Genomic DNA, 24,046 nt, shown 5'->3' with positions numbered 1-24,046 from the left:
CGGGGCCACCCTTTTGCCTTTCTTACGCGTCCTCGCGGCGGACCGACAAAAGGTCCTCCAGCTGCTCCTCGCGGGCCTGGGCCGCTACGAACAGCAGCTCGTCGCCCGCCTCCAGGGAGTCCTCCAGGCTGGGGGCCAGGACGCGGGTGCCGCGGATGATCGTGACCAGGGACGTGTCCTGCGGCCACTGGACGTCGCCGACCCGCGTGCCGGCCAGGGCCGACTCCGGCGGCAGCGTCAGCTCGACCAGGTTCGCGTCGCCGTGGCTGAAGCGGAGCAGACGGACCAGGTCGCCGACGCTCACCGCCTCCTCGACCAGGGCCGACATGAGCCGCGGGGTGGAGACGGCGACGTCCACGCCCCACGACTCGTTGAACAGCCACTCGTTCTTCGGGTTGTTGACGCGGGCGACGACCCGCGGGACCCCGTACTCGGTCTTCGCGAGGAGCGAGACGACGAGGTTGACCTTGTCGTCGCCGGTGGCCGCGATGACCACGTTGCAGCGCTGCAGCGCCGCCTCGTCCAGGGACGTGATCTCGCAGGCGTCGGCGAGCAGCCACTCCGCCTGCGGGACGCGCTCGACCGAGATGGCCGTCGGCGCCTTGTCGACGAGGAGGACCTCGTGACCGTTCTCCAGGAGCTCGCCCGCGATCGAGCGGCCGACCGCCCCGGCTCCGGCAATGGCGACCCTCATCAGTGACCGCCTTCCTCGGGGCCTTCGGCGAAGGCCGCCTCGACCTTCTCGACCTCGTCCGTGCGCATCATCACGTGCACGAGATCGCCCTCCTGGAGCACCGTCTGCGACGTCGGCAGTATCGCCTCACCGAGCCGGGTGAGAAACGCCACGCGCACCCCCGTCTCCTCCTGGAGCCGGCTGATCTTGTGGCCCACCCAGGAGTCCGACGTGTGCACCTCGGCGAGCTGGACGCCGCCGGTGGGGTCGCGCCACAGCGGCTCCGCGCCGGACGGCAGCAGCCGCCGCAGCATCTGGTCGGCGGTCCAGCGGACCGTGGCGACCGTCGGAATGCCCAGGCGCTGGTAGACCTCGGCGCGGCGGGGGTCGTAGATACGCGCCGCCACGTTCTCGATGCCGAACATCTCGCGGGCCACGCGGGCGGCGATGATGTTCGAGTTGTCACCGCTGGAGACGGCGGCGAAGGCGCCCGCCTCCTCGATACCGGCCTCGCGCAGGGTGTCCTGGTCGAAGCCGACCCCGGTGACGCGCCGGCCGCCGAACCCGGAGCCCAGCCGGCGGAAGGCCGTGGGGTCCTGGTCGACGACGGCGACCGTGTGGCCCTGCTGTTCCAGGGTCTGGGCGAGCTGGGACCCTACTCGGCCACAGCCCATGATCACGATATGCACGGACCTACCCCGCACTCCTCATAGGCCTGATGACCTGCCTGAACGTCCTGCTCATGTCTCTCTCTCGCGGCTCGGTCCAGCCGGTGCGGCTCGATCTCTGGCGCGATGCGGGCTTGTTCCGGCTCGCGCTCGGGACCACCGTAGCGGCTATGCGCGCGAAGTCCGCCCCCGCGTCGGTGCCCGGATCGCCGCCGCCACCTGTACTTCTGGCGGGCCGTTCGCCGATTCGGGGTGGTGGGTGGGCGGCCCCCCGTTCGAACGCTTACGATCCTCTGCGTGTCCAAACTGACCGACGTGCCCAAACGGATCTTGATCGGGCGCGCACTGCGCAGTGATCGGCTCGGAGAAACGCTCCTGCCGAAGCGCATCGCACTCCCCGTTTTCGCCTCCGACCCGCTGTCCTCCGTGGCGTACGCGCCGGGCGAGGTCCTGCTGGTCCTCTCCATCGCGGGCGTGTCGGCCTATCACTTCAGCCCCTGGATCGCGGTCGCGGTCGTCGTGCTGATGTTCACGGTCGTCGCCTCCTACCGGCAGAACGTGCACGCCTACCCGAGCGGTGGCGGCGACTACGAGGTGGCCAACACCAACCTCGGCCCGAAAGCCGGGCTCACCGTCGCCAGCGCCCTGCTCGTCGACTACGTCCTGACCGTCGCCGTCTCCATCGCCTCCGGCATCGAGAACCTCGGCTCGGCGGTCCCCTTCGTCGTCGAGCACAAGGTCCTCTGTGCCTGCGCCGTCATCGTCCTGCTGACCTTGATGAACCTGCGCGGCGTCAAGGAGTCCGGGAAGCTCTTCGCCATCCCGACGTACGTCTTCGTCGCCGGCGTCTTCATCATGATCGCCTGGGGCGCCTTCCGCGGGATCGTCCTCGACGACTCCATGCGGGCGCCGACCTCCGACTTCCACATCAAGGCCGAGCACCAGGGGCTCGCGGGCTTCGCGCTCGTCTTCCTGCTGCTGCGCGCCTTCTCCTCAGGCTGTGCGGCGCTCACCGGCGTCGAGGCGATCTCCAACGGCGTACCGGCGTTCCGCAAGCCCAAGTCGAAGAACGCGGCGTCCACGCTCGCGCTGATGGGCGCCCTCGCCGTCACCATGTTCTGCGGCATCATCGCGCTCGCCATGGTCACCAAGGTGCGGATGGCCGAGCACCCGGCCACCGACCTGATCCACAACGGCATCGCGGTCGGTTCCGGCTACGTGCAGAACCCGGTGATCTCCCAGGTCGCCGAGGCCGTCTTCGGCAAGGGCAGCTTCCTCTTCATCATCCTGGCGGCGGCCACGGCACTGGTCCTCTTCCTCGCCGCGAACACGGCCTACAACGGTTTCCCGCTGCTCGGCTCGATCCTCGCCCAGGACCGTTACCTGCCGCGCCAGCTGCACACCCGCGGCGACCGCCTCGCGTTCTCCAACGGCATCGTGCTGCTCGCCGGCGCGGCCATGCTGCTGGTCGTCATCTACGGCGCCGACTCCACCCGCCTGATCCAGCTCTACATCGTCGGCGTGTTCGTGTCCTTCACGCTCAGCCAGACCGGCATGGTCCGGCACTGGAACCGCCACCTGCGCACCGAGAAGAACGCGGACAAGCGGCGCCACATGATCCGTTCCCGCGCGATCAACGCGTTCGGAGCCTTCTTCACCGGCCTGGTCCTCGTCGTCGTCCTCGTCACGAAGTTCACGCACGGCGCCTGGGTCGCGCTGCTCGGCATGTGCATCTTCTACGCGACGATGACCGCGATCCGTAAGCACTACGACCGGGTCGCCGAGGAGATCGCCGCGCCGGACACGCCGTCCGACGACAGCGTCCGCCCGTCCCGCGTGCACTCCATCGTCCTCGTCTCGAAGATCCACCGCCCCACCCTGAGGGCCCTGGCCTACGCCCGGCTGATGCGCTCGGACACGCTCGAGGCACTCAGCGTGAACGTCGACCCGGCCGAGACGAAGGCGCTGCGCGAGGAGTGGGAGCGGCGCGGCATCGACGTACCGCTGAAGGTCCTCGACTCGCCCTACCGCGAGATCACCCGGCCGATCATCGAGTACGTGAAGAGCCTGCGCCGGGAGTCGCCGCGCGACGCCGTCAGCGTGATCATCCCCGAGTACGTGGTCGGCCACTGGTACGAGCACCTGCTGCACAACCAGAGCGCGCTCAGGCTGAAGGGGCGGCTGCTGTTCACTCCGGGGATCATGGTGACGTCCGTCCCCTACCAGCTGGAGTCCTCCGAGGCCGCGAAGAAGCGGGCCCGCAGGCGCTCCGAGTGGAACGCGCCGGGTGCGGTCCGCCGCGGCCCGGTGGAGAAGCGCCCGAAGGAGCCGAGTCACAAGTAGCCCTTGTGCGAAGGTCGGCTCGTGGTGAGCGGCCGGGTGACAGCCACGTAGACTGGTGGGCTGTTGTCCGGCCGCTCTCGCATGTGGCCGTTTCCCCCTTGAGGTACTGGAGCCCCCGCCATGCAGGCAGAAGAGAAGACGTCACTGGTGGGGGAGGAGTACGAGGTCGAGGTCGGGCCCGTCGCGCACGGCGGTCACTGCATCGCGCGCACGTCCGAGGGCCAGGTCCTCTTCGTCCGGCACACGCTGCCCGGCGAGCGGGTCGTCGCGCGGGTGACGTCCGGTGACGAGGGCGACCGCTTCCTGCGGGCCGACGCCGTGCAGGTCCTCGACGCGTCCAAGGACCGGGTCGAGGCGCCCTGCCCCTACTCGGGCCCCGGCCGCTGCGGCGGCTGCGACTGGCAGCACGCGAAGCCCGGCGCCCAGCGCCGCCTGAAGGGCGACGTCGTCGCCGAGCAGCTCCAGCGGCTCGCGGGCCTCACCCCCGAGGAGGCCGGCTGGGACGGCACGGTGATGCCGGCCGAGGGCGACAAACTGCCGGCCGGCCAGGTGCCGCAGTGGCGTACCCGCGTCCAGTACGCGGTCGACGAGGACGGCAACGCCGGACTGCGCCGCCACCGCTCGCACGAGGTCGAGCCCATCGACTTCTGCATGATCGCCGCCGAGGGCGTCTCCGAGCTGGGCATCGAGAAGCGGGACTGGTCGGGCATGGAGTCCGTCGACGCGATCGCGGCGACCGGATCCCAGGACCGCATGGTGATCCTGGAGCCGAAGCCCGGCGCCCGGCTGCCCCTCGTCGAGCTGGACAAGCCCGTCTCCGTGATGCGGGTCGGCGAGAAGGACGGCGGCGTGCACCGCGTGCACGGCCGCGCCTTCGTGCGCGAGCGCGCCGACGACCGTACGTACCGGGTCGGCAGCGGCGGCTTCTGGCAGGTCCACCCGCAGGCGGCGGACACCCTGATGCGCGCCGTGATGCAGGGCCTGCTCCCGCGCAAGGGCGACACGGCGCTCGACCTGTACTGCGGCGTCGGCCTGTTCGCCGGCGCCCTCGCGGACCGCGTCGGCGAGAAGGGCGCGGTGCTCGGCATCGAGTCCGGCAAGCGCGCGGTCGAGGACGCCCGGCACAACCTCGCCGCCTTCGACCGGGTCCGCATCGAGCAGGGCAAGGTCGACGCGACCCTGCCCCGCACCGGCATCACCGAGGCCGACCTCATCGTCCTGGACCCGCCGCGCGCGGGCGCCGGCAAGAAGACGGTCGCCCACCTCACGACGCTCGGCGCCCGCCGGATCGCGTACGTGGCCTGCGATCCCGCTGCGCTGGCCCGGGACATCGGGTACTTCCGGGAGGGCGGGTACCGGGTGCGGACGCTGCGGGCGTTCGATCTGTTCCCGATGACGCATCATGTGGAGTGCGTCGCGATCCTTGAGCCCGCCGAAAAGGGTGCCTGACCTGCTGTTTTAGCGGGTGTGCATTATGTGCGTTGTGTGCGTTACGGGCGATATCTTGACGCATTTTCGACGCACGTTGGGCCCTTCTGACGCACGTTTGACGCACGTTCTGATGGGATGTCAGGTCTTTGTTTCCGCAGGTGGCGGTGTGTCGAGTACGGCTTGAGGCGGCTCCGTCTTTACCGTCTCTTGGTGAAACCGTGCTCGATATGACCCGATTTGAGGCTCAGTAGGAACGGGGTCCGTAAGGGCTCCAGTGGCCGAGGAAGGGCATGAGGTCGTCGCCGCTGGGCTTCGGTGGGGAGGGCAGCTTCGGCGCTGCGGCGGACTCGGTGAGCTGCTGGAGCCGGGCGTCCGCGAAGGCGAGCCATGCCTCGGTCTCTGTCTTTTCCTGCCCGGGTGGCAGCGATGTGGCGTGGTCGCGTACCGCTGTGACGTATTCGGTCAGGCGCTTGGTCTGGTGCCAGGCGTCTGCTTGTTCTTCGAGGTGCTTGACGCGGTAGGCGTGGGCGTACGCGGCGCGTGCTTCCTCCATGGCGGTTTCCCAGCGCCTGTGCTGGGCTTCCCTGGCTTGCTGGTCTGCAAGGCGTTTGCGCGCTGCGGCTTCGCCGCGGAGGCCGACTTCTTGCGCGATTTCGGCGAGTTGGTCTTCCAGCGGCCGGTCGGGGAGGTCGGCCCATTCGCTGGCGCGGTGCGGGCTACCGCCGCGGAGGATGAAGCGCAGGCGGTTTGAGGGGGTGTAGTCGAAGCGGGCGATACGCATCCATGAGTGCTTCTTGGCGTCGGCGAGTTCCTTGTCGGTGGGGATGTGCTCGCTGCGGTCCTGTTCTTGAAGGACGAGGAATCCGACGCTTTCGCCTTGGGCGGTGATGGTGAAGTGTGGTGGTGCGCTGCGGCGACGGTGGGGTGGGGGAGCGCCTTGGGTGGTTCCGAGTGCTGCCTTATGGCCTTGTGTTTCGGTGGCGGTGATGAGGGCGTGGATGATGCGCAGGGCTCGGCCTTGGATGGATTTGGTGAGCCCCATGGGCTGTGGCCGTTGTTGGAGGGCGGCCACGAGGGAGTGGGGTTTGGTGAGTCTCGCCGGAACGGGGAGCGGGGTGAGTTCGGCGAGGCGCCAGCCGGGGATGTCGACGAGTTTGATTTCGTAGCCGCGGTGGGTGCGGTATGCGTAGAGCTCTTGTGTGCGCGGGATCTTGCCGGACTTGCGGGCAGTGTTCACCCGTGAGGTCCAATTCACCGCGTGTGGGCCGGATTCGATGGGCTTGATGAGGCAGCCGTCGTTCGCGGCCAGTTCTTCGAGGAGTTGGTCTGTGTAGTTCGTACGGGCCCCGGGTGCGGTCTTGGGGCGCGGCGGTGCCGGTTTGCGCCTGGGCTGCTCGGGTGGCGCAGCGTTCTGCTCGACGGGGCAGATGCCACGGTCGGCGAGTTTCTGCCGCCCTTTGTCGGTGAGGTGGGCGCTCCAATGCCCGCGGCGTTTGGTGATGTTGATGAGCCCGCGGTTCTGCAGGGCCTGAGCGCTGACCTTGAACGTGCTGTCCGGCCAGACTCCGTCGGGACACCCCTGGCCCACCCAGCCGAGCACGGCCTGCTGCCGCTCGTTGAGGTCCCCGTGCATGTCGTTCTCCCGCGGTTCCCGGGCGTGCTGCCCCAGAGGCAATGCCCGTCGCTTCCACAGGAATTCCGGTGCTTATGAGAGGACCTTCGTTCGAATGAGACGTGTCGCACGGGCTGTTTACAGCGAGAACAGTTCTTCCTGGTAGTTCTCGACGATGCCGCGGCGCGGATAGAGCAGGCCGAGCAGCATGAACGTCCTGGGCCGCTTGGCGAGGTTGCCGACGAAGCAGTGGACGACGTGGTCCGGGGTGAACATCCGGGTGAACCAGCGCTCCCGCAGCTTGTCCTCCACTCCCTGCTGCCCGTACTGGTGCAGGAACTTGCGGTAGGACTCGCCGGCCTCCCAGTCCCTGAGGGCCATGTCGTGACCGGTGCAGTCGGCGTCGTCGCAGCGGAAGCGGTAGCGGAACTCCAGCGGCACCCATTCCAGTTGGCGCAGGTCCTGGTCGAGGAGGTCCATCTGGTCGGCCAGGGCGGCCTTGGAAACAGGCCAGGGTTCGGCGGGCTCGAGGCGGAAGTCGACCGTGCCCGCCGCGGGCCGGAAGAGGCCGAGGGACGTGCCGTGCTGCTCCTGGTCCCGTTTGATGGCGCACAGCGACGGGGCGATCAGCGGCCTAAGGATCGAGTAGCGCTCGCGCCAGCCGTCGCTCGTACCGATCCTGTCGACGACTTTGAGGGTGTCCGGGTTCGGGCGCAGACTCTCGGGCCGGCGGTCCTGGTGATGGCGGCGTACGTCGACTTCGATGATCGCGTACTTGGCGAACTGGCTCTCCTGGCTCAGGAGTCGGAAGGGAACCGGGAAGAGGCGGACGTGCTCGGGGGCACCGCGGTCAAGGCGTATGCCGGCGACGCAGCTGGTCTCGCGGTACTTCGTGGACAGCTCCGGGTAGGTCTTGACCGTGATCAGTATTCGGGCCCGCTCCCACGCTCCTGCCATACCCCACCCCCGGTCCTCTGCGTCTGGACCAGATTGGAAGCGAGGTAGTTGACACGCGCAAGAGTGCCGTCACGTAGGGGAGTTGAAGTCAGGCCAAGGGGCTGACGGGTAGTGACGTGCGCCGGCGCAGGGTCTCCAGGACGACGTGGCGGTGGCAGCGCTGTTGGTCCTTCTCGAAGCACAGCACCGTGACCCGCGCCTGAGCTGCTTGTTCAGCGAGCTGGTTGAGGTCGGATTGTGCTGCCTCGGAGCGCAGCAGGCTGCGGAAGCGCGCGCGGCCCTCGCTGATCCGTCCTTCCCAGAAGGGGGCGCGGTTGTCCTTCGGGTTTCCCAGGGCGCGCAGGTGGGTGTAGGCGATGCCGGCCTCGTTGAGGGCGTGTGTGAGGCGGGTCTTGCTGAATCCGGGCTTGCGGCTGATGGGGGTCAGGCGGACGTCGGCGACCGTGCTGATCTGGGCAGAGAGGAGGGAAGCGACGAAGGAGTCGATGTCCCGCCCCTCATATCCGGCGGACCACAGTCCGCGGTCTGCCGTCTGGGCCTGGCGGAACAGGTCGTCGAGGGAGACGCCGAGTGCGGCAGCGAGTGCACCAACGGTGAAGAAACCTGGCTGAATCGGCCCCCCGCCCTCCAGTCGCCTCAGCGTCGCGAGCTGAATGCCCGCCTCCTTCGCCAGGCGTTCAGGAGTCCACGCGCGATCCTCACGCAGTGCCCGGACACGGGCAGCGAGTGTCCGGTTCGGTGTGTGTGAGCGAGGAGTTAAGGGGCGTTCGGTCATGGACCGGGATCCTAACTTCCGCCGGAATCACGCAGCTAGTCGTCCGCTCGTGGTCGCGTTCTTCGCTCGCGCGAGCGGGTGCCGCGGGTGATGTGGCTGCAGCCCGGCTGCTTGCGTCCAAGCATGTCGGTGGAGTCGACCACCCGTCCTGATCGGCAGGCGTCGAACAGAGGGTGGGCCAGTCCGTGATCCGGCGCGGTGCAGTTCGATTGGATTTCGACAGCCCACCGTCAGCCACCACCTGAAGATCATGACCGAGGCGGGCCTCCTCGACCGCGAGCGTCGCGGGGACGTGGGCCCAGTACTCGATCAACGAGGACGGCCTCAAGGCGATTCGCGTCATCCTGGACCCGGCGATCTGACCGCAGCTCACCGCGCACAGGAACGACGCTGCCCGGCACGGACGCCTCAGCGGGAGTCCGTACCGGGCAGGCGGCGGCACCGTCAGGCTGTGGCCGCGGCGAGCGCCTTCTCGCCGTCGGCAAGGCCGGCCAGGTACCGCTCGGCATCGAGTGCGGCAGCGCACCCGGAACCGGCGGCCGTGATCGCCTGACGGTAGGTGTGGTCGACGACGTCGCCCGCCCCGAAGACGCCGGGGATGTTCGTGCGCGTCGAGGGGGCATCCACCTTCAGATAGCCCTCCGCGTCCAACTCCAGCTGCCCGGCGAACAGTTCGGTGCGCGGGTCGTGCCCGATCGCGATGAACAGCCCGGTGGCGTCGACCTTGCGAGTGTCACCTGTGAAGGTGTCGCGCAGCGTCAGCCCGTTCAACATGCCGTTCTCCTCGTGGAGTTCGGCAATCTCGCTGTCGAACGCGAAGGAGATCTTGTCGTCGGAGAACGCCCGGTTCTGCATGACCTGCGAGGCGCGGAGCGCGGAGCGACGGTGCACGATGGTCACCGAGCGGGCGAAGCGGGTGAGGAAGGTGGCTTCCTCCATGGCGGTGTCACCGCCGCCGACGACCACGATGTCGCGGTCACGGAAGAAGAACCCGTCGCAGGTGGCGCACCAGGACACGCCCCGCCCGGAGAGGGTGTCCTCCTTGGGCAGGCCGAGCTTGCGGTAGCCGGAGCCGGTTGCGATGATCACCGTCTTCGCCCGGTGCACGGTGCCCGCACTGTCGGTGACGGTCTTGACGGGGCCGGTCAGGTCGACCTCGACGACATCGTCGTCCAGCATCTCGGCACCGAACTTCTCGGCCTGCGCCCTCATGTTGTCCATGAGGACGGGGCCGTCGACGCCCTCGGGGAAGCCGGGGAAGTTCTCGACCTCGGTCGTCGTGGTCAGCGAACCGCCGACGAAGATCGAGCTGCCGAAGAGCAGGGGCTTGAGGTTGGCGCGGGCCGTGTACAGGGCGGCCGTGTACCCGGCCGGTCCGGAGCCGATGATGATGACGTTGCGTATGCCGTCGCCGGAGGCGGCAGGGGGCGTGGTGGTCATGCCTGCGGCTCCGGGGCGATCTCCGCGATCAGGCCCTCGACGAGCGCCTTGATCTCGTCCCGGATCGGGCGCACGGCCTCGACGCCCTGGCCCGCCGGGTCCTCCAGCTTCCAGTCGAGGTAGCGCTTGCCGGGGAAGACGGGGCAGGTGTCGCCGCAGCCCATGGTGATGCAGACGTCCGACTCCTTGACCGCGTCGACGGTGAGGATCTTCGGGGTCTCGGCGGAGATGTCGATGCCGACCTCGGCCATGGCCTCGACGGCGGCCGGGTTCACTTCCTTGCCGGGGTTGGAACCGGCCGAGCGGACCTCGACACGGTCTCCGGCCAGGTGGGTCAGCCAGGCGGCGGCCATCTGGGAACGGCCGGCGTTGTGGACACAGACGAAGAGCACAGAGGGCTTGTCGGACATCAGAGGTCTCTCTTGATCTCGTGAGCGCCGCCGAACGGCGAAGTCAGGGCCGACTGACATCAGCACCCGGTGGCATCGGCGGCCACTGATGTGAGAGTATCAGTCCATGATGACGTCAGTCGACACTGACCTGATCCGGGTGCTGGCCGACCCGCTCAGGCTCCAGATCGTGACCCTGCTCGCCCGCGAGACGCTGTGCACCACGCACCTGGTGGAGGAGACCGGCGCCCGCCAGACGAACCTCTCCAACCACCTGAGGGTCCTGCGCGAGGCGGGGGTCGTGGAGACCGAGCCGTGCGGCCGCTTCACCTACTACAAGCTGCGCCCGGACGTCATCGCCCAGCTCGCCAGCCAGTTCGCCGACCTGGCCGAGTCCGCCCGCACCGCCGCCGACAACAAGAGGGCCTGCCCGTGACCCGCACCGACGCACCCGCCACCGCGACGACCGAGGAATCCTCGGTCGTCGCGAAACTGTCGACCCTCGACCGCTACCTCGCGGTGTGGATCCTGCTCGCCATGGGCGTCGGGCTCGGCCTCGGCCGCCTGATCCCCGGCCTGGGCGACGCGCTGGCGAAGGTCGAGATCGGCGGCATCTCCCTGCCGATCGCCATCGGCCTGCTCGTGATGATGTACCCGGTCCTCGCGAAGGTCCGCTACGACAAGCTGGACACGGTCACCGGCGACAAGAAGCTCATGGTCTCGTCGCTGGTCATCAACTGGATTGTCGGCCCGGCCGTGATGTTCGCGCTCGCGTGGATCTTCCTGCCCGACCTGCCCGAGTACCGCACCGGCCTGATCATCGTCGGCCTGGCCCGCTGCATCGCCATGGTCATCATCTGGAACGACCTCGCCTGCGGCGACCGCGAGGCGGCGGCGGTCCTCGTGGCGCTCAACTCCGTCTTCCAGGTCATCGCGTTCAGCCTGCTCGGCTGGTTCTACCTCGACCTGCTCCCGCAGTGGCTCGGCCTGGGCGACGGCCAGGGCCTGGACGTACCCGTCTGGCACGTCGCCCTGAACGTCATCGTCTTCCTCGGCATCCCGCTCCTCGGCGGCTTCCTCACCCGCCGCATCGGCGAGAAGAAGATGGGCCGGGAGAAGTACGAGTCGAACTTCCTGCCCAAGATCGGCCCGTGGGCCCTGTACGGGCTGCTCTTCACGATCGTCATCCTCTTCGCGCTCCAGGGTGACGCCATCACCTCGCAGCCGCTGGACGTCGTCCGGATCGCGCTGCCGCTGCTGGTCTACTTCGCGGTGATGTTCTTCGGCAGCTTCCTGCTGGGCAAGGGCATCGGCCTCTCCTACGAGCGCACCACCACGCTCGCGTTCACGGCGGCGGGCAACAACTTCGAACTGGCCATCGCCGTCGCCATCGCCACCTTCGGCGTAACGTCCGGGCAGGCGCTGGCCGGGGTCGTCGGCCCGCTGATCGAGGTCCCGGTCCTGATCGGACTCGTCTACGTGGCACTGGCCTGGCGCAAGAACTTCGCCCCGACCCAGCTCACGACAACCGCCAAGGAGAGCTGATGCACTGCCTCGACTGTCACGCGCAAGGAACCGCGGCGACCGCCGTCGGCGTGTGCCACGACTGCGGCGCCGCCGTGTGCGAAGAACATGCGCGGGTGACGGACCGAAGCGTCCGACGCGGTCCCGTGGTCGGGGCTCCCCAAGAGGCAGTCGCCCGTACGGTGCGCTGCCCCAAGTGCGCTACGGCAGCGACGGCCGCATGACCAAGGAGTACGTCGATGTGGTGGTGATCGGCGGCGGCCAGGCCGGGCTCGCCGCCGGTTACCACCTACGCCGCCAGGGCCTGGACTTCGTCATCCTGGACGCCCAGCCCACGCCCGGCGGCGCCTGGCAGCACACCTGGGACTCGCTCCACCTGTTCTCCCCTGCGGCGTTCTCCTCGCTGCCAGGGCGGCCGATGCCGGTGCAGACCGGCGAGGCCTACCCGGACGCGCGGCACGTGGTCGCGTACCTCACCGAATACGAGCAGCGCTACGAGCTGCCGGTCGTACGGCCAGTTCGAGTCCACGGCGTGCACCGCGACGGAGTCTTCCTGCATATCGAGTCCGACGGAGGTACGTGGCGGGCGCGGGCTGTGGTCTCGGCGACGGGAACATGGTGGCGGCCGTTCCTGCCCGCGATCGCCGGACGTACCGACTTCGACGGCCGTCAGCTGCACACCGTGGACTACCGCAGCCCGGCCGAATTCGCCGGCCAGCGCGTCGTGGTCGTCGGCGGCGGCAACTCCGGCGCCCAGATCGCCGCCGACCTCGCCTACGACACCGAGCTGACCTGGGTCACCCAGCGCCCGGCTCGCTTCCTTGCCGACGACATCGACGGGCGGGCCCTGTTCGACGCGGCCACCGCCCGACGCCGCGCCCTGGACGCGGGCCGCACCGACACCGGCGGCGTCGCCTCCCTCGGAGACATCGTGGCGGTCCCGCCCGTGCGGGCGGCACGGGATGCGGGACTACTCAAGGCGTCCCCCATGTTCGACCGCCTGGAGCGAGGCGGCGTGGTCTGGGCCGACGGGACCCGCGCCGAAGCCGACGCGAACATCTGGTGCACCGGCTTCCGGCCCGCCCTCTCCCATCTCGGTCCGCTCCACCTCCGGGGCCCCCGCGGCCACATCGCCACGGAGGGCACCCGCGCGGCCGACGAGCCCCGCCTGCACCTGCTCGGCTACGGCGACTGGACCGGACCCGCCTCCGCCACCCTGATCGGGGTGGGGAGGCCCGCGCGGGAGGCTGCCCGAGGGATCGCGGCACTGCTCGCGCAGAACTAACGTGCCGCTCCACCGCATTTCGTGGCTTTCGCCAGTGCCGGGCGACAGCGTGATCACTGAAGACTGCTGGCTATGACTTCTCCCCTGGCCGCCGACCCGCCCCATCCCGTGAGCCGGACGCACTCGATTCCCTTGGTATTCGGCTCAGGTGCGGCCATCGGAATGCTCGGCGGGATGATCGGGTTGGGCGGGGCCGAGTTCCGACTGCCGCTGCTGATCGGCCTGTTCGGATTCGCGGCGCTCTCAGCGGTCATCCTGAACAAGGCGATGAGCCTGGTTGTGGTCCTGGCCGCGTTGCCCGCCCGGCTGGCCGCAGTGTCCGCCTCCGAGGTGACGGCGCACTGGACCGTTGCCGCCAATCTGCTGGCCGGGAGCCTGCTCGGCGCATGGGCCGGGGCGAGCTGGGCGGTGCGGATGCGCAGCTCCACTCTGTACAAGGTGCTGGCCGCGCTGATGGTGCTCATGGCCGCAGCACTGATGGTCACGCACCTCACCACCGTGGGGACGCTCGCGCTGCCCCTGTGGGCGCAGGTCCCCTGCGGCGTCGCGGCCGGCTTCGGCATCTGCGTAGTTGCCGCGATCATGGGGGTGGCCGGGGGCGAGCTGCTGATCCCGACGATCGTGCTGCTCTTCGGGATCGACATCAAAACCGCGGGAAGCCTGTCCCTGCTGGTGTCGCTGCCGACCATGCTGGTCGCCTTCGCTCGCTACAGCCGCGACGGCAGTTTCGCGGTACTGGGTGCCAATCTCCGCTTCACCGCGGTCATGGCCGCGGGCTCGATCGTCGGCGCATTGCTGGGCGGGCTCCTGCTCGGGGTGTTCTCGGAGCTCGTCCTCATCCCCGTGCTGGCCGTGATCCTTCTCGTGTCGTCGGTGAAACTCGCCCGGCACGACTGAGCGGGGCGGTACACCAGCCAGTCAGGATCGCAGGCGCGCCAGCACGAACCCGGCGTCCCGCCCCACCCCGCGCAGCGTCTTGGACGAGAAGCTCCGCTGGAACTCGATGCCGACGAACCCGAGTGCCGGCACGCCGGAGGCGACCCCGCCCCGCTGCAACGGCTGCCCGTCGTGGTCCAGGGCGCCGGTGCCTTCGAGGTAGGGGAAGGCGAGTTGGTACCCCGTAGCCAGCAGCACGGCGTCCACCCGTTCCTTCGTGCCGTCGTCCCAGACCACGCCGTCGGCCTCGTACCGCGCGAACATCGAGCGCTGGTCCACACCGTGCCGGTCCAGAGCGGCTCGATAGCGGCCGTCATCGAGCACGGAGACGGGCAACTTCGCCAGCCACCGCCGGATGGGCGCGATGTCGAGGCGCGTGTGCTTGAGCCACCAGTGCAGGTCCCGGCCGAGCATGGTCTGCGGCATCCAGCCCAGCGGGCGCCGGGTGGCCAGGGACGTGTCGGCCACGGCGCCGAGTTCAGCGGCGATCTGCACCGCGGTGTTTCCGCCACCGACCACCACGACCCGCTGCCCGGCGAACGACTCGGGGTTCCGGTACTCGGCCGCATGCAGCACACGGCCGCTGAACGCGTCCTGGCCAGGCAGGAACGGCGCACGGGGGGTGGTGTAGTTCCCGGTCGCGGCGATCACGGTACGCGCCGACCAGGACTCGCCGTCCTCGGCGGTAACGATCCACGCTCCGCCCTCGCGGCGCACGGAGGTGACGCGGGTTCGGGTTCGTATGTCGGCGTCGAGACGGGCGGCGTACTGGCGCAGGTAGTCGACGACTTCGTCGCGGGTGGGGTACCGGTCGGGATCGCCGGGGAAGGGCAGGCCGGGCAGCGCCGAGTACCGGGCCGGCGAGAAGAGCGTGAGGCTGTCGTAGTAGTACGGCCAGGACCCTGCGGGCTCGGCGGCCGCCTCCAGAAGCAGAGGGCGGCCGAAGCCGTACCGGCGTGCGAGGGCGGCGGTGGCCAGACCCGCTTGGCCCGCGCCGATGATGATCAGGTCGGAGTGCTCCATGAGACAGTGGCCTTCCTGCAATGTGTCGTCAATTCGGGAAATGACGAAATGAAGGGTGTGGGTGATCGCGAGTGTCCGAGGGGCAAGAAGAGCAGGCGGTCGACACCGCGACCGCAGACTTCCTCAAGGCGCTGGCGAGCGAGACCCGTCAGCGCGTGATGCTGCAGTTCGCCGGGAACGTCGAATTCACCGTCGGGGAGATCGCGGAGCGCTGCGACCTCAAGCCGTCGACCGCCTCGGAACACCTGAGCCTGCTGCGGCGCGGCGGCCTGGTCACCTCCCGACGCGAGGGCAAGCAGGTCTTCTACCGCGCCGACGGCGCCACCATGGGCAGGCGACTCGCCGACCTTCAGTCGTATCTGGCGCGCTGCTGCCCGCCTGGCTGCGGCACCTGAACCGCCTTTGGCGGGAAGCTAGTTACGCAGATCGAGCATGGCCGACATCGCCGCCACCACTGAGGGCTCGACGCTGTAGTACACCCAGGTGCCGCGCCGCTCCGAGGTGAGCAGCCCGGCGTCCTTCAGCTTCTTCAGGTGGTGGGAGACCGTCGGCTGCGAGACGCCGACGTCGGAGATGTCGCACACGCACGCCTCGCCGCCGGCGTGCGAGGCCACCTTCGAGAACAGGCGCAGCCGCACCGGGTCCGACAGCGCCTTGAACATCGCGGCCATCTTCTCGGCGTCCGCCACCGACAGCTCGCCCGCCGTGATGGGCGGGCAGCACGGCACGGCCGACTCCGACCCGTCCGGCTCCAGGAGCGTCAGCTCCACCATCTGAGAATTCGACATGCTTCTATGTTGACACTCGTCGATACAGGAGGCAAGCTCCTCTGTATCGACAGCAATCGAAACAAGCTCCGGAGGGTCGCCGCCATGACCGCACCTGCCACCACCCGCACCGAGGACCTCCCCGTCGTCGTGATCGGGGCCGGCCCCATCGGTCTGGCCGCCGCCGCCCACCTTGTCGAGCAGGGCATCGAGCCGCTCGTCCTGGAAGCCGGCCCGCAGGCCGGCGCCGCTGTGCGGGAGTGGGCGCACGTCCGGCTCTTCTCCACCTGGGGCGAGGTCGTCGACCCGGCCGCCGAGAAGCTCCTCGCCCCCACCGGCTGGATCAGGCCCGATGCCGACACCTACCCCTCCGGCGGCGACTGGGCCAACGACTACCTGCAGCCGCTAGCCGACGCTCTCGGCGACAAGGTCCGCACCGGCACCACCGTCACCGGCGTCTCCCGCTCCGGGCGCGACCGCATCGTCGACGCCGACCGCGAGGCCCAGCCCTTCGTCGTCCATGTCGCCTACGCCGACGGCCGCGAGAAGCGGCTGTTCGCGCGCGCCGTGATCGACGCCTCCGGCACCTGGGCCACCCCGTCCCCGGCGAGCGCGCCGCGTCTGACCGCATCACCTACCGCGTGCCCGACCTGAAGGACCCTGCTGTACGCGCTCGTTATGCAGGCAAGCGCACCGCGGTCATCGGCTCAGGTGCCTCCGCCTTCACCGCCCTCGCCTCCCTGGCCGACCTCGCCAAGGCCGACGACGGCGCGGGCACCAAGGGTCTGTGGGTCGTGCGGCGCGGCATCTCCGGCTCCACCTTCGGCGGGGGCGAAGCCGACCAGCTGCCCGCCCGCGGCGCCCTCGGCCTTGCCGCGAAGGCGGCGGTCGACGACGGCCACGCGGACGCGGTGACCGGGTTCCGGACCGACGCCGTCGAACGGGATGCGGAGGGCCGCCTGGTCCTGGTGGCCGAGGACGGCCGCCGTCTCGACGCGGTCGACGAGGTCATCGTCCTCACCGGCTTCCGTCCCGACCTGACCTTCCTCTCCGAGTTCCGCCTCGGCCTCGACGAGCGCCTGCAGGCCCCCGTCGAACTGGCCCCGCTGATCGACCCCAACCAGCACTCCTGCGGCACCGTCTACCCGCACGGCCACCGCGAGCTCTCCCACCCCGAACAGGACGTCTACCTGGTCGGCATGAAGTCCTACGGCCGCGCCCCGACCTTCCTCGCGATGACCGGATACGAGCAGGTCCGCTCGGTCGTCGCCGCCCTCGCCGGGGACGAGGAGTCCGCCGACCGTGTCGAGCTGACGCTCCCGGAGACCGGGGTCTGCGGCGGCGCCGGCCTCTTCGACACCCCGGACACCGAGCAGGAAGCAGGGGGCGGCTGCTGCGCCCCGGCCCCGGCTCTCATTCAGCTCGGCGCTCCCACCACCGCCTCCGGCGGCTGCTGACCCGCACCACCACGCCCGCGCCATCCACCACAACCGGAGGACCACCATGTCCCGTGTGCAACTGGCTCTACGCGTGCCCGACCTCGACGCCTCGATCGCCTTCTACAGCAAGCTGTTCAACACCGAACCGGCGAAGCTCCGCGACGGCTACGCCAACTTCGCCATCGCCGAGCCCCCGCTCAAGCTCGTCCTCGTCCAGGGCGAGGCCGGGCAGGACACCCGCATGGACCACCTCGGCGTAGAGGTCGCCTCGTCCGAGGACGTCCAGGCGGCCACCACCCGCCTCGGCAACCAAGGGCTCGACACCACGGTGGAGAACGACACCACCTGCTGCTACGCCCTCCAGGACAAGGTCTGGGTCCACGGCCCCGGTCAGGAGCCCTGGGAGGTGTACGTCGTCAAGGCCGACGCGGACACCCTCGCCAAGCAGCCCCAGAGCACCTGTTGCGCCAGTACAAGTGAGTCGGCGGAGGCCGAGTCCACCAGCTGCTGCTGAACCTGACGATGACGAACCTCCACACCAGCGGGGCCGCCGAACCGGATCACCGGTCGTCGCGGCCCCGCGCCGTCCTGCCCGCCCTGTGCGCCACTCAGATCACCAGCTGGGGCATCGTCTACTACGCCTTCCCGGTGCTCAACGCCCGCATCACGGCCGACACCGGCTGGTCGACAACCGCCACCACCGGCGCTTTCTCCTTGGCGCTCCTGGTTTCCGCCGCCAGCGGCATACCGATCGGCCGCGCCCTGGACCGCCGCGGACCGCACAAGGTCATGACGTACGGCTCGGTCCTCGCGGTGACCGCCGTGGCCGCAATCGCCTTCGCACCCAACTTGGCGGTCTTCTATGCCGCTTGGCTCCTGGCTGGCATCGCGATGGCCGCCACCTTCTACCAGCCCGCCTTCGCCGCCGTCACCCGCTGGTGGGGCCCGCGCCGCGTCCACGCACTCACCGTCGTCACCCTGGCCGGCGGCCTGGCCTCCACCGTCTTCGCCCCCATCACCGCCACCCTCGCCGACCACTTCAACTGGCGTACCACGTATGTGATCCTGGCCGCCTTGCTCGCCCTGATCACAGTCCCCGCCCACGCGCTGGCCCTACGCGCCCCCTGGCCGGCGGCACCGGAACATCCCGCCCCGAGCGGTACCGCACACGGGCAGGACACGGTCGCCCGTACCCGCCCCTTCCTTCTCCTCTCCGCCGCCTTCGCCCTCTCCGGATTCGCGGTCTACGCCGTCGTCATCGGCCTCGTTCCCCTGCTGACCGAACGCGGCGCCGGTGCGACAACGGCCGCATGGGCACTGGGACTCGGTGGTGCGGGCCAGACTCTGGGGCGCACCCTCTACGCCGGCCTCGCCCGCCGCACCTCCGCAGCCACGCGCACCGTGCTCCTCATCACCGCAGGCGGCGCCACCACGCTCGCCCTGGGCCTGGTCCCGGGCCCGATCCCGCTGCTCGTGGTGCTCGCCATCGCGGCCGGCATGGTCCGCGGCAACCTCACGCTCCTCCAGGCCACCGCCGTCACCGACCGCTGGGGCGCCACCCACTACGGCACCCTCTCCGGTCTCCTGGCCGCCCCGGCGACCGTCGCTGCGGCACTCGCGCCCTGGGCTGGAGCCAACCTCGCCCAGACGTTCGGCGGTTACCCGCACATGTTCATTGCGCTGTCCGTTGCCTCCCTCGCTGCAGCGGCCCTGGCTGCCATCCCGTCGGAGGGTATGGTCCGAGTTGGCCGTGCGGGCTGGCGGACATCCCGTCGCCGTGCGTCAGACCCGCGCACGTAATGCTCGTAACGCACGTAACGCACGCCGGTAAATTGCCCTACTTCTTCCCGGCGGGCCGTTGAACTGCGACGATTTCCACATGTTTTCGTTTCACATGTTTCGCGATGACGCATCATGTGGAGTGCGTGGCGATTCTGGAGCCGGTGAAGAAGGACGCCTGACCTGCTGTTTCGGACCTGAAGGCACCGTCCGGCACGGTACAGCGCGGCATGGGAGTGTGCGTGGATCCGTTGGAGGACGTGCTGGCGCTGCTCGGGCTGCGGAGTCATCTGTCGGCCGGGCTGCGGGCCGGCGGTCGTTGGGCGGTGCGGTTCCGGGCGCCGACCGGGGTGAAGTTCAACGCGGTCCGGCGCGGCACGTGCCTGCTCCAGGTCGAGGGGGCCGACCCCGTCACCTTGCGGGCAGGGGACTGCTACCTGCTGACCAAGCCGCTCCCGTTCGTCCTGCGCAGTGAACCAGCGGCTGTCCCCGTGGACGGGGAAGACGCCGTCCCGGTGGACGCGGAAGCGGTGTACGCCACGACCGAGCGGGGCCTTGCGCGGACCGGGGACGGTGACGGTGACGAGGTCCTGCTCATCGGCGGCAGCTTCGCCCTGAGCGAGCGTTCGCCGGCTCTCCTGCTGAACGAACTGCCGCCGGTCATCCACGTACCGGCCGACAGCTCGCACGCCGAGACCCTGCAATGGGCGCTGGCGCAGATCAGCGAGGAGTTGCTGAACGGGCAGATGGGCTCCTCCTTGGTGGCCGAGCAGCTGGCCACCGTGATGTTCGTCCACATCCTGCGACTGCACCTCGCCCGCGATACGAGCAGCGCCGCCGGGCTGCTGACAGGTCTGCGGGATCCGGTGGTGGCCACCGCGCTGGCCTGCCTGCACGAGCGTCCCGAGCGGCCGTGGACGGTGGCCGACCTGGCGCGGAGCTGCGTGGTCTCCCGGTCCACCCTCGCGGCACGCTTCAAGGAGCTCGTGGGGCAGAGCCCGATCGACTACCTCGGCCGGTGGCGCGTCGAACTCGCCGGCCGGCGCCTGCGGCAGGACGACGGCACGATCGCCGCTGTCGCGCGCGCGGTCGGATACGGGTCCGAGAGCGCGTTCAGTACGGCGTTCAAACGGGCCACGGGTGTTGCTCCCCGTGACTACCGCAGCCGGTACCGCGCGGCTGCGGGCCCGGTCGGGTAGGCAGACCCCTCCCGTCCCCACTTCTGGACGATGGCGCATGTTCCTTGGATCTTCAGTTATGGAGCGTCCAACTTCCCGTACGTACGGTGGAACAGAGAAGGGGCGACCGGAACCTCCGACCCCCCGTCGACGTCGAGAAGGACCGACCATGAGCGACCAGAACCGTGTGACGACCCCGTTCCACTCCCACGCCACCACCCACGAGGTCATCGACGGTGTCGATCTGACCGGCCGGCGTGCCCTCGTCACGGGCGGCGGCTCGGGTATCGGTGTGGAGACGGTGCGCGCGCTCGCCGCGGCCGGCGCGGATGTCACCATCGCCACCCGCAACCCCGCCGCGGCGGAGTCCGTCGTACGTGATCTCGCCCGTGACCTTGCCCGCGGTCCCGGGGGCGGGCCGGTTCGTACAGCCGCGCTCGACCTGTCGGACCTGGAGTCGGTCCGGGCCTTCGCGGCGTCATGGCGGGGGCCGCTGGACATCCTGGTGGCCAACGCCGGCGTGATGGCGCTTCCGGAGCGCCAGGTGACGGCCGACGGATGGGAGATGCAACTCGCGACCAACTACCTCGGACACTTCGCCCTGACATCCGGACTGCACGGGAACCTGAAGGAGTCGGGGTCCGCGCGCCTGGTCGTGGTGAGTTCCGGTGCCCACAGGGACGTTCCGTTCGACTTCGAAGACCCGCACTTCGAGCGGCGCGCGTACGACCGTTGGGCCGCCTACGGGCAGTCCAAGACGGCGGACGTCCTGCTCTGCGTGGGCGCCCGCATCTGGGCCGGCGACGGCATCACCGCCAACGCGCTGAACCCCGGCTGGATCAGCACCAACCTCCAGCGCCACGTCGACCAGGACACGATGCGGGCCATGGGCGCGATCGATGCCGACGGCGAGATCATCAAGACGCCCTATTACAAAACCCCGGCTCAGGGCGCCGCGACCTCCGTCCTGCTCGCGGCATCTCCTCTGGTGAAGGGTGTGACGGGCCGTTATTTCGAGGACAACCAAGAGGCCCCGGTCGTCACCGGTGCGGAGGACGAGCAGATCGTGGGAGGCGTCGCGGCCCACGCTTTGGATACGGAGGCGGCGGACCGTCTGTGGGAGTACGCGAGTGCGGTCGTCCGCTGAAGTCGGGTTCGTCGGAATGCGGCCGGGCCCGAAGGACGGGAGAGTGAAGAACGTCGTCCATCGGGGGCCGGAACCGAAGGAGCGTGCGGATCGTGGCAAAAGGAAAGAAGCTCAGCAAGGGTGACAAGGTCTCCTGGAGCAGTCATGGGCAGACCGTTCCCGGAAAAGTGAAGAAGAAGATCACGGGAACCGACGAGGTGGCGGGACGTAAGGTCAAGGCCTCGAAGGAGGAGCCGCAGTACGAGGTCGAGAGCGACAAGTCCGGCCGCAACGCCGTCCACAAGCCGGAGTCCCTGCGCAAGAAGAACAGCGGCTCATGAGCGAGAAGAGCGACGCGGACCGGCAGGACACCATCGACGAGTTCGGCGACGCCGTCAATATGACACCCGCGGCCCTCAAGAAATGGCTGGACACCGACGACTCCAAAAGCGTCGGCCAGTCGGACGGCAACGGCGAGAGCGTGGGACACGCCTCCGGGCGCCGCATCGTAGGCCTCCTGGAAAAGAAGAAGGCCGACCTCACGGACGACGACGTCGCCCATATGCGAAAAGTCGTCGGCTACGTGCACCGGCACCTCAAGCAACGGCCCTCGGGCGACATCACGGATACGCCGTGGCGGTACTCACTGATGAATTGGGGCCATGACCCGAGCAAGTAGTCCCGCAATGCACTCCGCAGAGTCCGGCTCCCACCACTGGCTCTTCGGCGATCAGCTCGGCCCCCACTTCGTCGACCCCGCGCGGGGCGGTCCGCATCGGGATGCTCCGCTGTTGATGATCGAGGCGCGCAGCGTCTTCAGACGGCGGCGGTTTCATCGGGCCAAGGCTCATCTGATCCTCTCGGCGATGCGGCATCGGGCCGCCGAGCTCGGGGACCGCGTGACGTACGTGAAGGCGGACACCTACCGCGAAGGGCTGCGCGAGGCCGTGGGGGACAAGCCGGGGGCCCCGGTCACCGTGCACCATCCGACGTCCCACGCGGCCCGCGCCTTCGTGGACTCGCTGCCCTTCGTACGGGTTCTGCCCGCGCGCGGTTTTTTCGTGACGCATGACGAGTTCAAGGTCTGGGCGGACGGGCACGGCACGAAGCACCTCCGTCAGGAGGACTTCTACCGGTGGGTCCGGCAGACGCACGACCTGCTGATGGAGGGGGACCAGCCCGCCGGCGGCCGCTGGAACCTCGACCACGACAACCGGGAGCCCCCGCCCAAGGACGCCGCCGACCTGGGTGTTCCGGCGCCCTACCACCCCCGGGAGAGCGAGATCGACGACGAGGTGCGGGCCGATCTCGACCGATGGGAGCGGGACGGGGACGTCGAGTTCGTCGGCGAGGACGGGCCGCGCGGATTTCCCGCGACGCGGCGTGAGGCACTCGCCGCGCTGCGCCGCTTCGTCGAGCACCGGCTCGCCACTTTCGGGGCGTACGAGGACGCGGTGCTCGCCGAGGACATGACGATGAGTCACAGCCTGCTCTCCTCGTCGCTCAACCTCGGCCTGCTCGACCCGGCGGAATGCGTCGAACGGGCCGAGGCGCGATGGCGGTCGGGCGAGGTGCCGCTCAACAGTGCCGAAGGGTTCGTACGGCAGATCGCGGGCTGGCGCGAGTACGTCTGGCACGTCTACTGGTACTTCGGCACCACGTACCGCACGAGCAACACCCTGCGCCATCGCGCGCCGCTGCCCGACTGGTTCACGGAGCTGTCCCCGGACGGGACCGACGCGAACTGCCTGACCCACGCCCTGAAGCAGGTCCGGGAGACGGGCTGGACGCACCACATTCCGCGCCTGATGATCCTGGGAAGTTACGCCCTGCAACGCGGATGGGAGCCCCGCGCCGTCACCGACTGGTTCCACCGCAGCTTCGTGGACGGCTACGACTGGGTCATGGTGCCGAACGTGGTCGGCATGTCGCAGTACGCGGACGGGGGCCGCATGACCACCAAGCCGTACACGTCCGGAGGCGCGTACATCGACCGCATGAGCGACCTATGCGGGCCCTGCCGGTTCAAGCCGTCCGTACGGGTCGGCGAGGACGCCTGCCCCTTCACCGCCGGGTACTGGAACTTCCTGCACCGCCACCGCGACCGGTTCGAGCACAACGCACGGATGTCGCAGGCCGTACGAGGGCTCGACCGCCTCCGCGATCTGGACGAGCTGCTGGAGCAGGAGCGGGGTCGCCGGGACTGAGCGCGGCCGGCCCCCGGAAACCGGTCAGGAATGAAGAAGCCCCGGTGGCCCGGCCCGAAATAGCGTCAAGGGCATGGACCTCACCATTCATTTCACCTTCCTCCCGCACACCGACGCGGAGGCCTCGCTCGCCTTCTACCGGGACACCCTCGGATTCGAGGTGCGCAACGACGTCGGGTACGACGGGATGCGCTGGCTCACCGTCGGGCCCGTCGGGCAGCCCGGGACGTCCATCGTGCTGGAGCCGCCGGCCATGGAGCCCGGGCTCACCGACGAGGAGCGGCCCGTCATCAAGGGGATGATGGCGGGCGGCAGTTACGCCCGGATCACCCTCGCCACCACCGACCTCGACGCCACCTTCGAGCGGGTGCTCGCCAGTGGGGCCGAGGTCGTGCAGGAGCCGATCAAGCAGCCGTACGGCGTACGCGACTGTGCTTTCCGGGACCCCGCGGGCAATCTGATCCGCTTCAACGAGCTGACTGCGACGAGCTGAC

At 69.3% G+C, this 24,046-nt stretch carries 26 protein-coding genes and 1 pseudogene; 18 read left to right on the top strand and 9 right to left on the bottom strand.

Annotated features, from left to right (window positions below):
• Positions 1 to 22: 22 nt before the first annotated feature.
• Together ABD366_RS30225 and ABD366_RS30220 are read right to left on the bottom strand one after the other, a co-directional pair.
• The gene (locus tag ABD366_RS30225; RefSeq protein WP_324769179.1) at positions 23 to 694 is read right to left on the bottom strand and encodes a potassium channel family protein; all 672 of its coding nucleotides are present in this window, start codon (positions 692 to 694) and stop codon (positions 23 to 25) included.
• Entirely contained in the window at positions 694 to 1,362 is a 669-nt protein-coding gene (locus ABD366_RS30220) for a potassium channel family protein (RefSeq protein WP_324769180.1), read from the bottom strand. The genes ABD366_RS30225 and ABD366_RS30220 overlap by 1 nt, the downstream gene beginning before the upstream one ends.
• 276 nt (positions 1,363 to 1,638) lie before the next feature.
• Here ABD366_RS30220 and ABD366_RS30215 point away from each other — a divergent pair, with 276 nt between their 5' ends.
• Together ABD366_RS30215 and ABD366_RS30210 are read left to right on the top strand one after the other, a co-directional pair.
• Positions 1,639 to 3,684, top strand: a complete 2,046-nt coding sequence (locus ABD366_RS30215; RefSeq protein WP_324769181.1) for an APC family permease — start codon at positions 1,639 to 1,641, stop codon at positions 3,682 to 3,684.
• Between the two features lie 120 nt (positions 3,685 to 3,804).
• Positions 3,805 to 5,133 (top strand): class I SAM-dependent RNA methyltransferase, encoded by a 1,329-nt coding sequence (locus tag ABD366_RS30210; RefSeq protein ID WP_324769182.1) that lies wholly within the window; start codon positions 3,805 to 3,807, stop codon positions 5,131 to 5,133.
• Positions 5,134 to 5,359: 226 nt separating this feature from the next.
• Here ABD366_RS30210 and ABD366_RS30205 read toward each other — a convergent pair whose 3' ends face one another.
• From ABD366_RS30205 to ABD366_RS30195, 3 genes are all read right to left on the bottom strand, one after another.
• Positions 5,360 to 6,748: a hypothetical protein gene (locus ABD366_RS30205; RefSeq protein ID WP_324769183.1), complete on the bottom strand. Its 1,389-nt coding sequence runs from the start codon at positions 6,746 to 6,748 to the stop codon at positions 5,360 to 5,362.
• A gap of 117 nt (positions 6,749 to 6,865) precedes the next feature.
• Positions 6,866 to 7,684 carry a hypothetical protein gene (locus tag ABD366_RS30200; protein WP_324769185.1) on the bottom strand — a complete coding sequence of 273 codons (819 nt, stop codon included), beginning with the start codon at positions 7,682 to 7,684 and terminating at the stop codon, positions 6,866 to 6,868.
• Between the two features lie 88 nt (positions 7,685 to 7,772).
• Positions 7,773 to 8,459: a DUF488 family protein, N3 subclade gene (locus ABD366_RS30195; RefSeq protein ID WP_324769186.1), complete on the bottom strand. Its 687-nt coding sequence runs from the start codon at positions 8,457 to 8,459 to the stop codon at positions 7,773 to 7,775.
• Between the two features lie 148 nt (positions 8,460 to 8,607).
• On the opposite strand from ABD366_RS30195, the gene ABD366_RS43570 reads away from it, so the two are divergent.
• Positions 8,608 to 9,012, top strand: coding sequence for an ArsR family transcriptional regulator (locus ABD366_RS43570; protein ID WP_425576986.1), 405 nt, complete (start codon positions 8,608 to 8,610; stop codon positions 9,010 to 9,012).
• Here the strand turns inward: ABD366_RS43570 and trxB are convergent.
• Entirely contained in the window at positions 8,904 to 9,899 is a 996-nt protein-coding gene (gene trxB / locus ABD366_RS30185; protein WP_324769187.1) for a thioredoxin-disulfide reductase, read from the bottom strand. The two genes, ABD366_RS43570 and trxB, sit on opposite strands and share 109 nt — an antisense overlap.
• Positions 9,896 to 10,309, bottom strand: coding sequence for an arsenate reductase ArsC (locus ABD366_RS30180; protein WP_324769189.1), 414 nt, complete (start codon positions 10,307 to 10,309; stop codon positions 9,896 to 9,898). The genes trxB and ABD366_RS30180 overlap by 4 nt, the downstream gene beginning before the upstream one ends.
• A gap of 106 nt (positions 10,310 to 10,415) precedes the next feature.
• Between ABD366_RS30180 and ABD366_RS30175 the strand changes: the two genes are divergently transcribed.
• The 5 genes from ABD366_RS30175 (at position 10,416) to ABD366_RS30160 (ending at position 13,994) form a co-directional block, all read left to right on the top strand.
• On the top strand, positions 10,416 to 10,724 hold the full coding sequence (locus ABD366_RS30175; protein WP_324769190.1) for an ArsR/SmtB family transcription factor: 309 nt from the start codon (positions 10,416 to 10,418) through the stop codon (positions 10,722 to 10,724).
• The gene (gene arsB / locus ABD366_RS30170; RefSeq protein ID WP_324769191.1) at positions 10,721 to 11,833 is read left to right on the top strand and encodes an ACR3 family arsenite efflux transporter; all 1,113 of its coding nucleotides are present in this window, start codon (positions 10,721 to 10,723) and stop codon (positions 11,831 to 11,833) included. The genes ABD366_RS30175 and arsB overlap by 4 nt, the downstream gene beginning before the upstream one ends.
• Positions 11,833 to 12,036 carry a DUF2180 family protein gene (locus ABD366_RS43565; protein ID WP_161306114.1) on the top strand — a complete coding sequence of 68 codons (204 nt, stop codon included), beginning with the start codon at positions 11,833 to 11,835 and terminating at the stop codon, positions 12,034 to 12,036. The genes arsB and ABD366_RS43565 overlap by 1 nt, the downstream gene beginning before the upstream one ends.
• Positions 12,033 to 13,097 (top strand): ArsO family NAD(P)H-dependent flavin-containing monooxygenase, encoded by a 1,065-nt coding sequence (locus ABD366_RS30165; RefSeq protein ID WP_324769264.1) that lies wholly within the window; start codon positions 12,033 to 12,035, stop codon positions 13,095 to 13,097. The genes ABD366_RS43565 and ABD366_RS30165 overlap by 4 nt, the downstream gene beginning before the upstream one ends.
• 72 nt (positions 13,098 to 13,169) lie before the next feature.
• Positions 13,170 to 13,994: a sulfite exporter TauE/SafE family protein gene (locus ABD366_RS30160; protein ID WP_324769192.1), complete on the top strand. Its 825-nt coding sequence runs from the start codon at positions 13,170 to 13,172 to the stop codon at positions 13,992 to 13,994.
• A gap of 21 nt (positions 13,995 to 14,015) precedes the next feature.
• Here ABD366_RS30160 and ABD366_RS30155 read toward each other — a convergent pair whose 3' ends face one another.
• Complete coding sequence (locus ABD366_RS30155; RefSeq protein WP_324769193.1) at positions 14,016 to 15,056, bottom strand: flavin-containing monooxygenase; 1,041 nt, start codon at positions 15,054 to 15,056, stop codon at positions 14,016 to 14,018.
• A gap of 71 nt (positions 15,057 to 15,127) precedes the next feature.
• Between ABD366_RS30155 and ABD366_RS30150 the strand changes: the two genes are divergently transcribed.
• Complete coding sequence (locus tag ABD366_RS30150) at positions 15,128 to 15,451, top strand: ArsR/SmtB family transcription factor (RefSeq protein ID WP_324769194.1); 324 nt, start codon at positions 15,128 to 15,130, stop codon at positions 15,449 to 15,451.
• A gap of 18 nt (positions 15,452 to 15,469) precedes the next feature.
• On the opposite strand, the gene ABD366_RS30145 is transcribed toward ABD366_RS30150, so the two are convergent.
• Complete coding sequence (locus ABD366_RS30145; RefSeq protein WP_324769196.1) at positions 15,470 to 15,844, bottom strand: ArsR/SmtB family transcription factor; 375 nt, start codon at positions 15,842 to 15,844, stop codon at positions 15,470 to 15,472.
• A gap of 84 nt (positions 15,845 to 15,928) precedes the next feature.
• Between ABD366_RS30145 and ABD366_RS30140 the strand changes: the two are divergent.
• The 9 genes and pseudogenes from ABD366_RS30140 (at position 15,929) to ABD366_RS30100 (ending at position 24,045) form a co-directional block, all read left to right on the top strand.
• Positions 15,929 to 17,280: pseudogene (locus ABD366_RS30140) on the top strand (NAD(P)-binding domain-containing protein).
• A gap of 46 nt (positions 17,281 to 17,326) precedes the next feature.
• Complete coding sequence (locus ABD366_RS30135; RefSeq protein WP_324769197.1) at positions 17,327 to 17,776, top strand: ArsI/CadI family heavy metal resistance metalloenzyme; 450 nt, start codon at positions 17,327 to 17,329, stop codon at positions 17,774 to 17,776.
• 8 nt (positions 17,777 to 17,784) lie between these two features.
• Positions 17,785 to 19,062, top strand: coding sequence for an MFS transporter (locus ABD366_RS30130; RefSeq protein WP_324769198.1), 1,278 nt, complete (start codon positions 17,785 to 17,787; stop codon positions 19,060 to 19,062).
• A 221-nt stretch (positions 19,063 to 19,283) separates the two neighbouring features.
• A complete protein-coding gene (locus ABD366_RS30125) occupies positions 19,284 to 20,240 on the top strand; it encodes an AraC family transcriptional regulator (RefSeq protein WP_324769200.1) in 957 nt (318 codons plus the stop codon).
• Between the two features lie 148 nt (positions 20,241 to 20,388).
• Positions 20,389 to 21,366, top strand: coding sequence for an SDR family NAD(P)-dependent oxidoreductase (locus tag ABD366_RS30120; protein WP_324769201.1), 978 nt, complete (start codon positions 20,389 to 20,391; stop codon positions 21,364 to 21,366).
• 92 nt (positions 21,367 to 21,458) lie between these two features.
• Positions 21,459 to 21,686, top strand: coding sequence for a hypervirulence associated TUDOR domain-containing protein (locus tag ABD366_RS30115; RefSeq protein ID WP_324769202.1), 228 nt, complete (start codon positions 21,459 to 21,461; stop codon positions 21,684 to 21,686).
• On the top strand, positions 21,683 to 22,024 hold the full coding sequence (locus ABD366_RS30110) for a DUF3140 domain-containing protein (protein WP_324769203.1): 342 nt from the start codon (positions 21,683 to 21,685) through the stop codon (positions 22,022 to 22,024). The genes ABD366_RS30115 and ABD366_RS30110 overlap by 4 nt, the downstream gene beginning before the upstream one ends.
• Positions 22,025 to 22,031: 7 nt before the next feature.
• Complete coding sequence (locus tag ABD366_RS30105) at positions 22,032 to 23,552, top strand: cryptochrome/photolyase family protein (RefSeq protein WP_324769204.1); 1,521 nt, start codon at positions 22,032 to 22,034, stop codon at positions 23,550 to 23,552.
• A gap of 73 nt (positions 23,553 to 23,625) precedes the next feature.
• Positions 23,626 to 24,045, top strand: coding sequence for a VOC family protein (locus ABD366_RS30100; RefSeq protein WP_324769205.1), 420 nt, complete (start codon positions 23,626 to 23,628; stop codon positions 24,043 to 24,045).
• Position 24,046 lies beyond the last annotated feature (1 nt).

It is taken from the genome of Streptomyces kunmingensis (assembly GCF_039533535.1).
GTDB lineage: Bacteria > Actinomycetota > Actinomycetes > Streptomycetales > Streptomycetaceae > Streptomyces > Streptomyces kunmingensis.
This window is presented reverse-complemented; position numbering and strand designations above follow the sequence as displayed.

Bases quoted from the DNA above. Each gene is read 5' to 3' on its own strand.
- ABD366_RS30225 (WP_324769179.1), bottom strand. From the start codon at position 694: ATGAGGGTCGCCATTGCCGGAGCCGGGGCGGTCGGCCGCTCGATCGCG.
- ABD366_RS30210 (WP_324769182.1), top strand. From the start codon at position 3,805: ATGCAGGCAGAAGAGAAGACGTCACTGGTGGGGGAGGAGTACGAGGTC.
- ABD366_RS30205 (WP_324769183.1), bottom strand. From the start codon at position 6,748: ATGCACGGGGACCTCAACGAGCGGCAGCAGGCCGTGCTCGGCTGGGTG.
- ABD366_RS30200 (WP_324769185.1), bottom strand. From the start codon at position 7,684: ATGGCAGGAGCGTGGGAGCGGGCCCGAATACTGATCACGGTCAAGACC.
- ABD366_RS30195 (WP_324769186.1), bottom strand. From the start codon at position 8,459: ATGACCGAACGCCCCTTAACTCCTCGCTCACACACACCGAACCGGACA.
- trxB (WP_324769187.1), bottom strand. From the start codon at position 9,899: ATGACCACCACGCCCCCTGCCGCCTCCGGCGACGGCATACGCAACGTC.
- ABD366_RS30180 (WP_324769189.1), bottom strand. From the start codon at position 10,309: ATGTCCGACAAGCCCTCTGTGCTCTTCGTCTGTGTCCACAACGCCGGC.
- ABD366_RS30175 (WP_324769190.1), top strand. From the start codon at position 10,416: ATGATGACGTCAGTCGACACTGACCTGATCCGGGTGCTGGCCGACCCG.
- ABD366_RS43565 (WP_161306114.1), top strand. From the start codon at position 11,833: ATGCACTGCCTCGACTGTCACGCGCAAGGAACCGCGGCGACCGCCGTC.
- ABD366_RS30165 (WP_324769264.1), top strand. From the start codon at position 12,033: ATGACCAAGGAGTACGTCGATGTGGTGGTGATCGGCGGCGGCCAGGCC.
- ABD366_RS30160 (WP_324769192.1), top strand. From the start codon at position 13,170: ATGACTTCTCCCCTGGCCGCCGACCCGCCCCATCCCGTGAGCCGGACG.
- ABD366_RS30155 (WP_324769193.1), bottom strand. From the start codon at position 15,056: ATGGAGCACTCCGACCTGATCATCATCGGCGCGGGCCAAGCGGGTCTG.
- ABD366_RS30145 (WP_324769196.1), bottom strand. From the start codon at position 15,844: ATGTCGAATTCTCAGATGGTGGAGCTGACGCTCCTGGAGCCGGACGGG.
- ABD366_RS30135 (WP_324769197.1), top strand. From the start codon at position 17,327: ATGTCCCGTGTGCAACTGGCTCTACGCGTGCCCGACCTCGACGCCTCG.
- ABD366_RS30130 (WP_324769198.1), top strand. From the start codon at position 17,785: ATGACGAACCTCCACACCAGCGGGGCCGCCGAACCGGATCACCGGTCG.
- ABD366_RS30120 (WP_324769201.1), top strand. From the start codon at position 20,389: ATGAGCGACCAGAACCGTGTGACGACCCCGTTCCACTCCCACGCCACC.
- ABD366_RS30110 (WP_324769203.1), top strand. From the start codon at position 21,683: ATGAGCGAGAAGAGCGACGCGGACCGGCAGGACACCATCGACGAGTTC.
- ABD366_RS30105 (WP_324769204.1), top strand. From the start codon at position 22,032: ATGCACTCCGCAGAGTCCGGCTCCCACCACTGGCTCTTCGGCGATCAG.
- ABD366_RS30100 (WP_324769205.1), top strand. From the start codon at position 23,626: ATGGACCTCACCATTCATTTCACCTTCCTCCCGCACACCGACGCGGAG.